This window comes from Micromonospora sp. M71_S20, assembly GCF_003664255.1.
Lineage (GTDB): Bacteria > Actinomycetota > Actinomycetes > Mycobacteriales > Micromonosporaceae > Micromonospora.
On sequence record NZ_RCCV01000001.1, the window covers coordinates 4407632 to 4421047 of the forward strand.

The 13416-nt window shown below is 73.9% G+C and carries 13 protein-coding genes; 1 reads left to right on the plus strand and 12 read right to left on the minus strand.

Translation table 11 applies throughout. The features are described 5' to 3' along the window. Nucleotides 1–119: 119 nt before the first annotated feature. The 6 genes from DER29_RS18890 to DER29_RS18915 form a co-directional block, all read right to left on the minus strand. Nucleotides 120–2012 carry an ABC transporter ATP-binding protein gene (locus DER29_RS18890; protein ID WP_233599924.1) on the minus strand — a complete coding sequence of 631 codons (1893 nt, stop codon included), beginning with the start codon at nt 2010–2012 and terminating at the stop codon, nt 120–122. Further along, on the minus strand, nt 2009–3715 hold the full coding sequence (locus DER29_RS18895) for an ABC transporter ATP-binding protein (protein ID WP_121398533.1): 1707 nt from the start codon (nt 3713–3715) through the stop codon (nt 2009–2011). Before DER29_RS18895 ends, DER29_RS18890 begins: the two co-directional genes overlap by 4 nt. A 178-nt stretch (nt 3716–3893) precedes the next feature. Then, the gene (locus tag DER29_RS18900) at nt 3894–4721 is read right to left on the minus strand and encodes an ABC transporter ATP-binding protein (protein WP_121398534.1); all 828 of its coding nucleotides are present in this window, start codon (nt 4719–4721) and stop codon (nt 3894–3896) included. After that, nucleotides 4718–5752 (minus strand): iron chelate uptake ABC transporter family permease subunit, encoded by a 1035-nt coding sequence (locus tag DER29_RS18905; protein ID WP_121398535.1) that lies wholly within the window; start codon nt 5750–5752, stop codon nt 4718–4720. Before DER29_RS18905 ends, DER29_RS18900 begins: the two co-directional genes overlap by 4 nt. Beyond that, nucleotides 5749–6792 carry an iron ABC transporter permease gene (locus tag DER29_RS18910; RefSeq protein ID WP_121398536.1) on the minus strand — a complete coding sequence of 348 codons (1044 nt, stop codon included), beginning with the start codon at nt 6790–6792 and terminating at the stop codon, nt 5749–5751. Before DER29_RS18910 ends, DER29_RS18905 begins: the two co-directional genes overlap by 4 nt. Continuing rightward, nucleotides 6789–7817 (minus strand): iron-siderophore ABC transporter substrate-binding protein, encoded by a 1029-nt coding sequence (locus DER29_RS18915; RefSeq protein WP_121398537.1) that lies wholly within the window; start codon nt 7815–7817, stop codon nt 6789–6791. The genes DER29_RS18910 and DER29_RS18915 overlap by 4 nt, the downstream gene beginning before the upstream one ends. A 380-nt stretch (nt 7818–8197) precedes the next feature. Between DER29_RS18915 and DER29_RS18920 the strand changes: the two genes are divergently transcribed. Continuing rightward, nucleotides 8198–8995 (plus strand): siderophore-interacting protein, encoded by a 798-nt coding sequence (locus tag DER29_RS18920; RefSeq protein WP_121398538.1) that lies wholly within the window; start codon nt 8198–8200, stop codon nt 8993–8995. An 89-nt stretch (nt 8996–9084) separates the two neighbouring features. On the opposite strand, the gene DER29_RS18925 is transcribed toward DER29_RS18920, so the two are convergent. From DER29_RS18925 to DER29_RS18945, 6 genes are all read right to left on the minus strand, one after another. Beyond that, a complete protein-coding gene (locus DER29_RS18925; protein ID WP_233599926.1) occupies nt 9085–9891 on the minus strand; it encodes an ABC transporter permease in 807 nt (268 codons plus the stop codon). A 72-nt stretch (nt 9892–9963) separates the two neighbouring features. Continuing rightward, on the minus strand, nt 9964–10128 hold the full coding sequence (locus DER29_RS34215) for a hypothetical protein (protein WP_158619052.1): 165 nt from the start codon (nt 10126–10128) through the stop codon (nt 9964–9966). After that, nucleotides 10125–10730, minus strand: a complete 606-nt coding sequence (locus tag DER29_RS18930) for a dihydrofolate reductase family protein (protein ID WP_121398540.1) — start codon at nt 10728–10730, stop codon at nt 10125–10127. The genes DER29_RS34215 and DER29_RS18930 overlap by 4 nt, the downstream gene beginning before the upstream one ends. Before the next feature lie 153 nt (nt 10731–10883). Beyond that, nucleotides 10884–11420 (minus strand): hypothetical protein, encoded by a 537-nt coding sequence (locus DER29_RS18935; RefSeq protein ID WP_121398541.1) that lies wholly within the window; start codon nt 11418–11420, stop codon nt 10884–10886. Continuing rightward, nucleotides 11417–13078, minus strand: a complete 1662-nt coding sequence (locus tag DER29_RS18940) for an alpha/beta hydrolase (RefSeq protein ID WP_233599927.1) — start codon at nt 13076–13078, stop codon at nt 11417–11419. Before DER29_RS18940 ends, DER29_RS18935 begins: the two co-directional genes overlap by 4 nt. Before the next feature lie 10 nt (nt 13079–13088). Further along, nucleotides 13089–13391 (minus strand): type VII secretion target, encoded by a 303-nt coding sequence (locus DER29_RS18945; RefSeq protein ID WP_101410182.1) that lies wholly within the window; start codon nt 13389–13391, stop codon nt 13089–13091. Nucleotides 13392–13416: the final 25 nt, after the last annotated feature.

The following is a 13416-nucleotide window of genomic DNA, read 5'->3' on the forward strand; positions in this document are numbered from 1 at the left end:
ACCCCATCCTGCCCCGGCCCCGGCGGGCGACGCCACGCGGGCAGCGCCCGGAGCGGCCCGTTGCGTCGTCGGTGCGGCGTACGGCTACCGGCGTGCCGACGACGCCCCGCGGTCGCGCCCTAACCCGGAGACACGGCCGAGCGTGGACGACGGGCGGCGGCGGGATCCTCGCTCCCGCGTCCCTTGGGGACCACGGGATCGGGCGTGCTCCAGGACCGCCACAGCCGGCTGTACCCGCCCCCGGCCGCCAGCAACTGCTCGTGCGTGCCGTGCTCGACGACGCGCCCGTGCTCCAGGACGACGATGCGGTCCGCGGTGGCCGCCTGGCTGAGGCGGTGGGCGACGATGAGTGTGGTGCGGCCTTCGGTGGCCGCCGTGGCGGCGCGGTCGAGGTCGCGCGCGCCCGCGCTGCCGGCCTCCGCGGTGGCCTCGTCGAGGACCGCGACGGCGGGGTCGGCGAGGACGAGGCGAGCCAGGGCGAGCTGCTGGGCCTGGGCGGCGGTGACGCGACGCCCGCCCTCCCCCACGCACGTGTCGAGGCCGTCGGGCAGGGTACGGAGCCAGTCGGTGACGCCGACGAGGTCGAGCGCGGCGGTGATCTCGGCGTCGGTGGCGTCCGGATCGGCGAGGCGCAGGTCGTCGCCGAGGGTCCCGGCGAAGACGTGCACCTCCTGGCTGACCAGGGCGATCTCGCGACGCACGCGGTGCTCGTCCAGTTCCGTCAGCGGCACGCCGCGCAGCCGGACCGAGCCGTCGGTGGGCGCGATGATCCCGGCGGCGACACCGGCGAGCGTGCTCTTTCCCGCTCCGCTCGCGCCGACGAGGGCGACGCGCTCCCCCGGTGCGAGACGGAGGGTGACGTCGCGCAGCACGACGGGCCCGTCGTCGTAGCAGTGCCGGGCGACGACCACCTCCAGCGCCGCGGGTTCGAGCGCGCCCGGCCCTGCCGTCGCGGGCCGTTCCGCACGGGCGGGCCCGGAGCCGTCGGGCGAAGCGGTGTCGGGCAGCGCGGTGACGCCGACGAGCCGGGCGAGGCTCGCCCCGGCCTGGAGCACGGAGTCCGACTGGAGCAGCAGCAGGCCGATCGGGTTGAAGAGGCGGTGGAAGTAGAGGGCGGCGGTGGTGGCCGCCCCCACGGTCGCCAGGTCGTCGCGGACCAGCAGGAAACCGGCGAGCAGCACGGCGGCGAGCCCCACGAACTCCGACCGGTTGATCCGCAGGCCGAACCGGGTGTGCAGGCCGAAGATCTCCAACGACAGGTCGCGGGCCGTGGCGGAGCGATCGGCGATCCGACCGACGTGGGCGTCCTCCATGCGGTACGCGCGCACGGTCGCCGCGCCGTGGAGCGCCCCGGCCATGGCCTGTGACCGCTCGCCGGTCGCCACCCGCTCGCGCGCGTAGTACGGAACGGAGCGCTTGAGGTACCAGTACAGCGCCAACGCGTAGGCGGGGGCCGCGGCCAGCCCGGCGAGGCCGAGCCGCCAGTCGAGGGCGAAGAGCCCTGCCGCGGTCAGCACGATGGACAGCAGCGCGCCGAGGAAGGCGGGGCCACTGGTGGCGATCACGTTCGTCACCACGGCCACGTCGTCGCCGGCGCGGGCGATCAGGTCCCCGGTCCCGGCGCGCTCCAGCGTGGCTGACGGCAGGTGCAGGGCGCGGTCGAGGACCCGCTCGCGCAGCCGCGCCAGCACGGTCTCGCCGAGGCGTGCGGCGAGCGCGGCGCCGACCGCGGTGAGCAGGCCGGCGAGCACCGCGGCGCCCGCGATCACACCCGCCCAGGCCACGATCCGGGGCGTGTCGGACCCGGCGATGACGTCGTCGACGAGGCGGCCGAGCACCCATGGGGCGACGAGCCCGGTCGCCGCCGCGGCAACCAGCAACGTGGCGGCGGCGGCGCTGAGCCCGGGCAGCCGGGCGAACTCGACCCGCAGTGCGGCCCAGGTCTGCCGGGCGGTGGCCGTGGGCAGCAGCCGCCTGGTCTCCACGCCGAGCGTGCTCGACTCATCGGTCACCGCAGGACCTCCTCCCGGTAGCGGGCGTCGCGGGCGAGCAGTTGCTCGTGCGGGCCCTCGGCGACGACGCGCCCACGGTCGATCACGGCCACCCGGTGCGTGGCCCGCAGCAGGACCGGACTGTTGGTGATCAGCACCGTGCCGCGGGCCGCCGCCGCGCGGGCCGAGGTCAGCCCCTCGGCGAGCAGCGCCTCGGTCACCGCGTCGACCGCCGTGGTGGGGTTGTGCAGCACCAGCACCGGCGGGTCGGCGACGAGCGCCCTGGCCAGCCCGATCCGCTGCCGCTGCCCGCCGGAGAGGTTCGCCCCCCGCTCGGTGAGCAGGCGGTCGATGCCGTGCGGGTGCGCGGCGAGCACGTCCTCGGCCGCCGCGGCGCGTACGGCGGCGCGCAGGACCGCCTCGTCGACGTCTGCGCCGGCGGCGAGGTTGGCGCGCAGCGTCCCCTCGAACAACGCCACGTCGTGCTGCTCGACCAGGAGGACGCCGCGCACGGCGTCGATGTGCAGGTCCTCGGCGGGCACGCCGTCGACGCACAGCGTGCCCCGGTAGTCCTCGCGGGGCACGCGGCCGGACAGCAGCCGCACCAGCGCCTCGGCCTCGCCCGGATCGTAGGCGAGCACACCCAGGACCTCGCCGGCGCCGACCCGCAGGCACAGCCCGTCGAGTCCGGCGTACCCGATCGTGTCGAGGGTGAGCCGCGCCGGGTCCGGGGCGGGTGGCCCGGCGGTACCCGGCCGGGTGAGCGGCTCGGCGCCCAGCACCCGGGCGACCCGCCCGGCGGAGGCGCGGGCCATGGCGAACAGCTGTACGCAGTAGCCGAGCGTCTGCACGGGCTCGGCGATGAACTGGGCCAGCCCGACGACGGCGACGAGCTCGCCGACGGTGAGCCGCCCCTGCAGGGCGAGCCAGCCGGCGACCCCGGCGACGGCCGCGAGGAAGAGGCCGTTCACCGTGGTGGTGAGCCCGAGGTGCAGGCCCTTGGTGGTGGCGGCGCGCAGGGTGACGTCGAGGGCGTGGCGGCTGGCGACCGCGTACCGGCGGGCGGCGTGGTCCTGGGCGCCGATGCCGCGCAGCACGCGTAGGCCGGTGACGAGGTCGACGGCGAGCGCGGTCGTGGCAGCGAGCGCCTCCTGCTGCGACGCGCTGCGCCGGCTGAGCAGCGGCGCCATCCGTTGCAGGGCGACGACCACCAGCGGTACGCCGAGGAGCACCCCGAGCCCGAGCGGGACGTCGACGACGAGCAGCGCGACGGCCGCTACCACGATGGCGGTGACCGCGGCGGCGCAGAGCCCCGCGACCCGCACGACGAGCGCGGACAACTCGGCGTCGGAAGCGGTGACGGACAGCAGTTCGCCGTCGCGCATGCCCGAGCGGTTCCCGCGCGGGTCGAGGGCGCTCCTGGCGATCTCGACCCGCACGAGGTGGGCCTCCTGCTCCACGGCCGCGTACGCCTGGCGGGCGCCGGCCCGGTAGGCGAAGGCGAGGACCGTGAAGAGGGCGGCGAGACCGACGAGGGAGAGCAGCAGCGCCCGCACGTCCCCGGTGGCGACGGCCCGGTCGATGATCAGGCCGATGGCGACCGGGACGAGGGCTTCGGCGGCCTGGTGGGTGCAGAGCAGCACGATGCCGGCCACCACACGACCCCGCTGGCGGCGCAGGGCGCGGCGCAGCACCGCCGGACCGCTGATCACGTCGGCTGCCATCGGCGTCACGCCCCGGTGCGCGAAACGGGGGCGTCGGCCCAGGTGGAGGCTGGGGCCCGCCTGGTCCCGGAGACGGCCCGGACGAACGTGGATGTGTACACGAGATGCGCCCTCCCAGCGATCGAGGGCCAGGTTAGCCTCACCTAATGGCCTCGGTGAACGAGGGCTCGACGACGCGTCATTCGGGCACGCCGACGCCGGGGCGGGTCGTCACGTGGTGGCGGCCGATCGGCAGCATCAGCGGCTTCTGCGACGTCGGATCGACGATGACCTGGCTCTCGAGGCCGAACACCGCGCGGACGCACTCCTGCGTCAGGACCTGCGCCGGCTCCCCCGCGGCGTGCAGCCTGCCGGCGGCCAGGGCGATGAGGTGGTCCGCGTACCGGGCGGCGAGGTTGAGGTCGTGCAGCACCATGACGATCGTCGTGCCGCGCGTCAGGTTGAGGTCCGTGAGCAGGTCGAGGACCTCGACCTGATGGCTGACGTCGAGGAACGTCGTCGGTTCGTCGAGCAGCAACAGGTCCGTCTGCTGGGCCAGGGCCATCGCGATCCACACCCGTTGCCGCTGGCCGCCGGAGAGCTCGTCGACCGGGCGGTCGGCGAGGTCCGCCGTCTGTGTCGCGTCCAGGGCCGCCGCCACGGCGGCGTCGTCCTCCCTGCTCCAGCGGGAGAGCACGCGCTGGTGCGGATTGCGCCCACGACCGACGAGGTCGGCCACGGTGATCCCCTCGGGCGCCGTCGGCGACTGGGGAAGCAGGCCGAGGGTACGGGCCAACTGCTTGGCCGGCAGCCGGTGCACCTGCTTGCCGTCGAGCAGGACGTGGCCGGCGCGGGGCGCCAGCAGGCGCGACATCGATCGGAGCAGGGTCGACTTGCCGCACGCGTTGGCGCCGACGATCGCCGTGATCTTCCCGGGCGGCACGACGAGGTCGAGCGAGGAGATGACGACGCGGTCGGAGTAGCCGAGCGTCAGGCTCTCGACCGCGAGCGTGTGGGTGGTGGTCACAGCGAGCCTCCCGCGCGGTTCGTACGGATGAGCAGGTAGATGAGGTAAGGGGCGCCGAGCACGCCGGTGACGACACCCACGGGGTAGCGCGTGTCGAAGGCGAACTGACCGACGAAGTCCGCGACGAGCACCAGCAGGGCGCCGACGAGGGCGGAGGGCAGCAGCAGCGAGCCGGCCGGGCCGATGATCCGGGCGGCGATCGGCCCGGAGAGGAAGGCGACGAAGGCGATCGGCCCGGTCGCGGCGGTGGCGAAGGCGATGAGACCGACGGCCGCGACGATGACCAGGATCCGGGTGCGTTCGAGGCGGACCCCGAGCGCCGCGGCGGTGTCGTCGCCCAGCTGCATCATGGAGAGGTTGCGGGCCTTCCCCAGCAGCACCGGCGCCAGGACGGCCACGGCGACGGCCACCGGAACGGTCTCCGCCCAGGTGGCGCCGTTGAGGCTGCCGGTCAGCCAGCGCATCGCCTCCTGCAGGTCCCATTCGGCGGCCTGGGTCAGGACGTACGCGGTGATGCTGTCGAGCATCGCGGCGATGCCGATGCCGATCAGGACGAGGCGGGTTCCCGCGACGCCGTCCTTGAACGACAGCGTGTAGACGACCAGCGCCACCGCCAACCCGACGACGATCGCGAAGGCGGACACCCCCGCCTCCCCGAGGTGCAGCGTCACGATCGCGAAGGCGGCCGCGGCGCTCGCTCCGGAGCTGATGCCGATGATGTCGGGGCTGGCGAGCGGGTTGCGCAGCATCGTCTGGAAGGTGACGCCGCCGAGCCCGAAGCAGGCCCCGGCCAGGATCGCGAGGACGGCCCGGGGCAGGCGGAGCGTGCCCACCGTGAAGGAGGCCCCGGGGACGTCCTCGCCGGCGATCACCGCCAGGACGTCCGCCGGCGGGTAGAAGGTGCGCCCCGCCATCAGCGAGACGGCGAACGCGGCGACGACGAGGACGGCGAGCACCACGAGCACGCCGCGTCGCCGGAGCGTACGGCGGACCCGGCCGTGGGTGACGGCCTCGAGAGTCGTGGTGCTCACAGCTCGCGCACTTTCTGCCGGCGGACGATGTAGATGAAGAACGGGGCGCCGATCAGCGCCGTCACGATGCCCACGTCGATCTCCGCCGGGCGCGCCACCACCCGGCCGACGACGTCCGCGGCGGTCAGCAGCGACGCGCCGAGGAGCGCGGAGAACGGCAGCAGCCACCGGTGGTCGAGCCCGACCAGCAGGCGGCACACGTGCGGGACGACCAGGCCGACGAACCCGATGGGTCCGGCGACGGCCGTGGCGGCGCCGCAGAGCAGCACGGCGCCGATCGCCGCGACGGCCCGCACGACGGCCACCCGTTCGCCGAGCCCCGCCGCGAGTTCGTCGCCGAGCGCGAGCGAGTTCAGGGCCCGGGCCGACAGGATGCAGATCGCGAAACCCACGGCGAGGAACGGCAGGGCCTGCCGGAGGCTGTCGTAGGTCGCACCGCCGACCCCGCCGATCTGCCACGAGCGGAAGCCGCCGGCCACGTCGTTGCGGGGCAGCACGAAGGCGCTGATCAACGACGCGAGCGCGGCGGACGTGGCGGCGCCGGCGAGGGCGAGCTTCAGTGGCGTCGGGCCGCCGCGTCCCAGGGAGCCGACGGCGTACACGAAGACCGCCGCGAGGCCGGCGCCGAGGATCGCCGTCCAGAGGTAGCCCGTCGCCGAGGAGAGGCCGAAGGTGACCATGGCGGTGACCACGGCGAGCGACGCCCCCATGTTCACGCCCAGGATGCCGGGGTCGGCCAGCGGGTTGCGGGTGACGCCCTGCATGACCGCCCCGGACAGGCCGAGGGCCGCGCCGACGGCCACGGCGAGCAGGGTCCGCGGGATCCGTTTGGTGACGGCGGCCTGTTCCATGGTCGCGTCCGCGCCCTGGAACGCGGCGAGGATGTCGGACCAGCCGACGTTGCGGGAGCCCAGCGCGACCGACGCCAGCATGAACGCCAGCAGCACCGCGGCCGAGACGAGGAACCACAGCAGCCGTACCCGTGCCGGACGCCGCACCACGGCGACGTCCGGCAGGGCAGGCGAGTCGAGCCGGGTCATGACACCCGGTCGGCAGCCTTGGCCAGCATCGCGACGTAGTCGTTGAGCACGAAGGGGATGGCCAGCGGGGTCGGGTTCGCCGCGGTGCCCAGCGGCGTGGTGCCGGAGAGCATGACCACCGAGCCGCGCTTGATCGCGGGGATCTTCGACAGCAGCGGGTCGGCCTGCGCGGCGGCGAGCAGCTTGTCGTCACCGTAGGCGACGATGATGTCCACGTCGTCGAAGACCTGGATCTGCTCGGCGCTCTGGTTGAGCGTGAACTTGTCGGTGCCGGCGGAGAGCTTGGCGATGCTCGCCGGGGCCTTCATCCCGAGGTCCGCGAAGAACTGGGCCCGGGTGTCGTGCGTCGTGTAGAAGCCGATCTTGCTCAGGTCGGTGGGGTCGACGTGCGTCATGAACATCGCCGACTTCCCTGCCAGTTGCGGGTGCTTCCCGGCGGCGTCGGCCATCTGCCGCTCGATGTCGGCGATCAGCGCGTCGCCCTCCTTGGCCAGGCCGAGGGCCTGGCTCTCCAGCTTGATCGTGTCGCGCCACGCCGTGGCCCAGGGCGCCTTCGGGTACGCGACCACCGGGGCGATCTTGCTCAGGGTGTCGTAGTCCTGCTGGGTCAGACCCGAGTACGCGGCGAGGATGACGTCGGGCTTGGTGTCCGCGACCGCCTCGAAGTTGATGCCGTCGTTCTCGTCGAAGAGCACCGGGGCTGTCCCGCCCAGTGACTTGAGCTTTTCGGCGACCCACGGCAGGACGCCGTCGTTGTCGTCGTCGCCGAAGTTGGCCTTCGCCATTCCGACGGGAACGATGCCGAGAGCCAGCGGAACCTCGTGGTTCGCCCAGGCCACTGTCGCGACCCGCTTCGGCTTCTCCTTGATCGTCGTCGTGCCGAGCGCGTGCGTGATCGTGACGGGGAACGCTGCGGAGCCGCCGTCGGTCGAGGCGTCCTCGGCCTTCGACGAACCGCCGCACGCGGTGAGCGCCAGGGTGGCGGCCAGGGCGACGATCCCGGTGAGGAAGCGGTTTGAACGCATGAAATTGCACCTCAATGCTGGTAAGGGGAGGCTAACCTAACACACGTTTCGGGGCGCTCTTGATCTACCGCGGCTCCGCCGGGAACGCCCCCGCACGCCGCCTCACCTGGGTTGCCGGGGCGACGGGTCCGTGCCGCGGAGCGCGGCGCCGACACCCGATGAGCGCGACGGGCACCGGCGGACGGGGCGCGGCCGGGAACACGAACCGGGCCGGCGACGGCCGGACGGGGCGCGGGACGACCTCCGCGCCGGACGGCGAACATCCCCACCCGGGCCGATTCCGCCTTCGATGACCAGGGGCAGAGGATCAACCGCGCTCAGGGCAGGCTAACCTAACTTCGCAGCAGGAGGTGGCTCACGATCCTCGAAGGAGCGACACCATGACCGTCGGCAGCACACTGGTCGAGGCCGGGGTGATCAGACGCCCGATGCTCGCCGAGGTCGTCGCCAACCGGCCGCTCACGCCTCATCTGCGGCGCATCACCCTGACCGGCGCCGAGATCGACCGCTTCGGCTACGACGGGCCGGACCACCTGGTGCGGATCTTCCTCGTCCCCGCGCCCGACGCCGACCTGCACCTGCCGGACTCGGCGCAGTGGTGGCCCGCCCTGCAGGCCATGCCGGCGGAGCGGCGGCCGGTGGTCCGCAACTACACGGTCCGGCGCCTGGACGCCGGCCGGCGCGAGCTGGACATCGACTTCGTGCTCCACGGCGACGGCGGACCGGCCTCCGCCTGGGCGCTCAGGGCCGCCCCGGGGGACCGGATCGGCGTGCTCAGCGACGGCGCCGCGTACGCCCCGCCCGCCGACACCGACTGGCAGCTGTTCGTCGGCGACGAGACCGCCATGCCGGCGATCACCGCGGCCGTCGAGGCGCTGCCGCCGCAGGCGCGGGCGATCGCGCTGATCGAGGTGGGTTCGGCAGAACACGAGATCGGGGTACGCACGCCGCCCGGCGTCACGCTGACCTGGCTGCACCGGGGCGGCGCACCGGCGGGCGGCAGTGACGTGGTGATCCGTACGCTGCGGGACCTGGCGTTGCCGGCCGGCACGCCGTACGCCTTCGTCGCGGGCGAGTCCGCCATGGTCACGACCGTCCGTCGGCACCTGTGCACCGAACGCGGCATCGCCAAGGAGCGCGTCTACTTCGGCGGCTACTGGAAGCTCGCCCCGCACTGAGCGCCCGCCGGCCGGTGTGCCCGCCGGGGCACCCGGAGCCGCCGCGCGCGGGGCAGCCGCCGGCGTACGCGCCCGGGCCCGCCCCACGGTCAGGGCGGGCCGGGATCCGCTGGCCGCGACCGGGTCGACGCGTCGGTGCGGTGGTGCTCGCGCCGCGCGGGTCGCAGCAGGCCGCGGGCGACCAGTTCGACGGTGAGGACGACGGCGACGGCCTCGACCGCGAGGAGCCCGACGAGCACGACCAGCTGCGTCACCCCGGCGGCCAGGGGGCTCGCTCCACCGAGCAGCACCCCGACGAACGCGCCCGGCAGAGTCACCAGGCCCACTGTCCGGGTCTGGTCCAGTGCGGGGACCAGTGCCTGCCCGGCCGCCGGGCGGCACACCAGCAACACCGCCTCGCGTGGCAGCAGGCCCAGGGCCAGGCCGGCCTCCACCTCGCCGCGCCGGCCGGTCAGCTCGTCCAGTGCCCGACGGCCGGCCAGCGAGGTGGCGGTCATCGCCCCGCCGATCAGGATCCCCGCCACCGGAACGATCGCGATGCCCCGCAGCGGCACCAGGCCCGACAGCAGCAGCCCCAGCACCACCAGCATGCTTCCCGCGACGATCGGCGCGCCGGCCCACCACCCCCGCCTGCCGCCCGTGATGCGCCGGCCGGAGGTGGCCGCCGCCACGGCGCACATCAGGGCCACGAACGCGGCAGTGGCCCAGAGCGACGCCACGATGGCCGCGATCAGCAGCGACACCGCACCCAGCTGGACCGCGGCACGGACGGCGGCGACCATCACCTGCCGACCGTGGCCCAACTTCCCCACGGTCACGACGGCCGCCGCCACGAGGGTCAACACCACCAACGCGACGCCGAGCTTCGGGCCGACCACCAACATCGTCGAGGGCATGCGGTCAGTCTCCCGCCACCCCGACGGCCAGCGCGCACGACGCCGGGCCGCGTGCGCCGACCGCCCTGGGGATCAGTTCCAGGACATGTCCATGGCGCGCTCGACGTTGACGTAGCCGGCCCTGACGAAGGCGTCCGCCATGGGCAGGTCGCCCAGGTCGGTGGCCGCACGGAGGCGCGGGACGGCCTCGTCGGCCGGGATGCGGGTGCCCTCGGTGGCCGTACCGGGAGCGGTCACGCGTCCGCCCGACCAGTGCGGTCGTAGGTCAGGAAGAGCGCGCCGCTGCCGAGGACGACGTGGTCCGTCAGCTCCCAGGTGCGCGGCTCGAAGACGGCGCCGCGGCCGAACAGCGGGATGCCGGCGCCGATGGTCAACGGGGCCAGCTTGACCACGAGGCGGTCGATCTCGGGATAGAGGGCGCCGGCCAGGGCGCCGCCGCCGATCACCCAGACGTCCCGGCCGTCGTGCCGCTTGAGCTCGCGTACGGTGGCGACCGGGTCCGCGGACAGGACCTCGACGGCCGGGTCCGGGCTCTGCCCCATCGTGCGAGAGAACACCAGGTGGCGCAGGTGCGGGTAGGCGTCGGTGAGGCCGGCCTTCAGCCCCAGCTCGTAGGAGTGACGCCCCTCCAGGACGGTGTCGAACCGGGCGCCCTCGCCGGTGATGCCGAACGCCTCCCGGGCCGGGCCCGGCAGCGTCTCCGGATACTCAGCGACGAGGTGTTGCAGGTAGTCGTCCGGGATCGGCCAGAATCCGTCGGGGCCGGTGGGGTCCGCGCCGTCGGGGCCGGCGATGAAGCCGTCCAGGGTGACGGCGATGTAGTACACGAGCTTACGCACGGTTGTTTCCTTCTGTTCGGGAAGCTCAGGCGGTGGACGACGCCGTACCGCCCGTGCCGGGTGGGCGTACGGCGCCGTTCTGATGATCACCATCATGCGCAGGCGCGACCCGGGCTTCAACGCTCGGTTCGGCACGGCTGACGAGCCGGTGACCTAGGCGTTGGCGGGGTCCTCCCCCGCCGCAGGCCGGTAGCAGCCGCTGGCCAGGATCACCGCGACGCGGTCCCGGCTCGCGGTGGTGGTGAGGCTGATCGTGATCCCGGTGCCGGGGTCGCGCATGGAGACGGCGCCCCGGGCGCCGTCGGCGAAGGTGCGGTCCTCGGTGATCTCGTAGCCCTGCTGCCGCCACATGTCCCGGATCCGCCGCAGCGTGGCGATCTGGTCGGCGGGCGGGACCGGAAGGCCGGCGAAGCCGCTCAACGTCCACCGTCCGTCGTCGGCGATCTCGCCCCGCTGGCCCTGACAGGGCGAGGTGTTGGTCCGCCAGCCGTCCAGCGCGACCCCGGCGGTGGCGGCGACGGCCTGGGCACGCGCCTCGGCCAGGGTGCTCACCTCGGCGACTGCCTTGGTCTGCAACGGGTCGTCCTTTCCTGAGGAACCGGGGTCACCACCGGTGCAGGCGGTGGCAGGCACCAGTACGGCCGCCAGGACCACCGCCCGCCACCAGGGCGTGCGGTGCGGCGGGGTCATGGTGCTTTGCCGTGGTCGAGTGCGGCGGCCTCGTAGTCGCCGACGATGACGGCCGCCTGGGAGCGCAGCATCTGGCTGTTCTGCGCCCAGTATCCGCTGTGGCCGGAGGTGTCGACGTGCAGGACGTTGCCGCCGAACTCCGGGTCGTGCGGGGCCGGGCCGTGGATGCCGACGAGGCCGTCGACCAACCACTCCCCGACGACGGGTACGCCGTCGAGCCAGCCGATCGTCTCCTCCGGTCGGGCGACGACGGTGTCGTCGGCCGCGGCACCGGCCCACACGTGTCTCGGGTCGACGTTGAACTCGCCGGCGTTCTCGACGCGCATGCCGGGACTGCCGACGGCGATCAGGTCGTCCGCGGCGAGGCCGTCGCCGGTGCTGGCGGCCTCGCCGAGGACGGTCGACCCGTAGCTGTGACCGATGGCGGTGAGGTGGGAGGGACTGTCGTCGTGGGAGGCGCGCAGCCCGTCGACGAAGCCGTCGAGCGCGCGGGCCCCGGCCTCGGACTTGGCCCCGAACACGGCGCTGACGATGTCGAGGTTCACCGACGGGGTGTCGTAGCCGAGCCAGGCCACGACGGAGACGTCGGTGCCGGCGGGGGCAAGCTCGACCGAGGCCTCCCGCAGGTCGTTGGCCCGCCCGATCAGGCCACGGATGTCATCGAGTTCGGTGCCGACGCCGGGTACGAGGACCGCGGTGTGGGCGGCGGTGTCCGGGTTGCCGATCGCGACCGCCGCCTTCCCGTCACCCGTCGGATCGACCGAGAGCAGGTAGAGCCGCTCGTTCGGCGCCGCGTGCTCCGTGCCTTCGAGCTTGTCCAGCAGCATGAGCGCGGTGGCATGCTGCGGGTCGTCCCGGTCGCGGTGGCGGCCGGCGTCGTCACCGACGAACGTGCGCAGCGCCAGTTGGTTCGCCGCGTCGCGGTCGGTGGCGGGCAGCCCGTCGAGGGCGCCGATCCGCTCCGGGTAGGCGGTGAGGTAGACCTGCCGCTCGTCGTCGGACAGGCCGCTCCACCAGGCGTGCACGTCGGCGGGACTGCTGCCCGGCGCCGGGATGCTCTCCTCGCTGAGCTGAAGCGCCGCGGCGGCGGCGAGAGCGCCGTCGTTGGCCCGGTTGTACTCCCAGGCGAACTGTCCCGGCGCGCCGGCCTTCAACTGGGTCAGGGCGCGGGCGATCCGGCTGTCGGCCTCGGTGGCCTCGGTGACGATCCGCGCGATGAGATCGGTGTAGATCGCGGCGTTCTGGACGTGCCGACGGTGGATCGTCTCCGCGTCCGGGTCGTGCCTGTCCCCTGCCACCACCGCCGGCGCGGACACCCGCCCGGCCTCGTCCACGGCCAGTCCGAGGGACCGGGCGGCGCCGACGGCCGACTCCAACCGCCGTTGCAGGTCGCCGAACTCCTCCGCCGCCTCCCGCAACACGCTCGCGGCGGTCCGCGTCTGCAGGCTCGCGACCTCGAACTCGTCGTCGAGTTCGTCCAGCCGGCCCAGCGCGGCACTGGCGGCCGGCCCCTGCCAGCCCGAGACGCGCAACGGCCCGGTCAGCTCGGCGCCGCACCGCTCCTCCAGCTTCGCACAGGCCCGCGACAGCTCCGTCCAGGCCTGCGCGGCGTCCCGGAGCGGGGCGACGCGCGCCTCGCGCAGGTCCGCGTACGTCACCACCGCGCGGTCACCGCCCGTGGATGTCGAAACGGGCGGCGTTGGCCTCGTCGCTGTAGCGGTAGTCCATCGCGCAGCCCTGCAGGGCGTCGCCCACCTGCGACAGATAGCGGTCCAACCTGGTCAGGTCGTCCGACCACGACCAACGCAGCTGCTCCAGCGCCGCCCGGGTCTGCCATCCGGGCAGGCCGGAGACCGCGGCCCGCGTCTCGTCTCCGACGTCGGACACGTCGCGCCGCAGATCGTCCCGCAGGTCGTCGCACACCCGCGACGCCTTCTCCAGCAACTCCGGCTCGACGTGTAGTTCGATCATTGACCGGCCTCCCGCGAAGATCGAT

Bases quoted from the DNA above. Each gene is read 5' to 3' on its own strand.
- DER29_RS18895 (WP_121398533.1), bottom strand. From the start codon at position 3,715: ATGGCAGCCGACGTGATCAGCGGTCCGGCGGTGCTGCGCCGCGCCCTG.
- DER29_RS18910 (WP_121398536.1), bottom strand. From the start codon at position 6,792: ATGACCCGGCTCGACTCGCCTGCCCTGCCGGACGTCGCCGTGGTGCGG.
- DER29_RS18920 (WP_121398538.1), top strand. From the start codon at position 8,198: ATGACCGTCGGCAGCACACTGGTCGAGGCCGGGGTGATCAGACGCCCG.
- DER29_RS18925 (WP_233599926.1), bottom strand. From the start codon at position 9,891: ATGCCCTCGACGATGTTGGTGGTCGGCCCGAAGCTCGGCGTCGCGTTG.
- DER29_RS18935 (WP_121398541.1), bottom strand. From the start codon at position 11,420: ATGACCCCGCCGCACCGCACGCCCTGGTGGCGGGCGGTGGTCCTGGCG.
- DER29_RS18945 (WP_101410182.1), bottom strand. From the start codon at position 13,391: ATGATCGAACTACACGTCGAGCCGGAGTTGCTGGAGAAGGCGTCGCGG.
- DER29_RS18915 (WP_121398537.1), bottom strand. From the start codon at position 7,817: ATGCGTTCAAACCGCTTCCTCACCGGGATCGTCGCCCTGGCCGCCACC.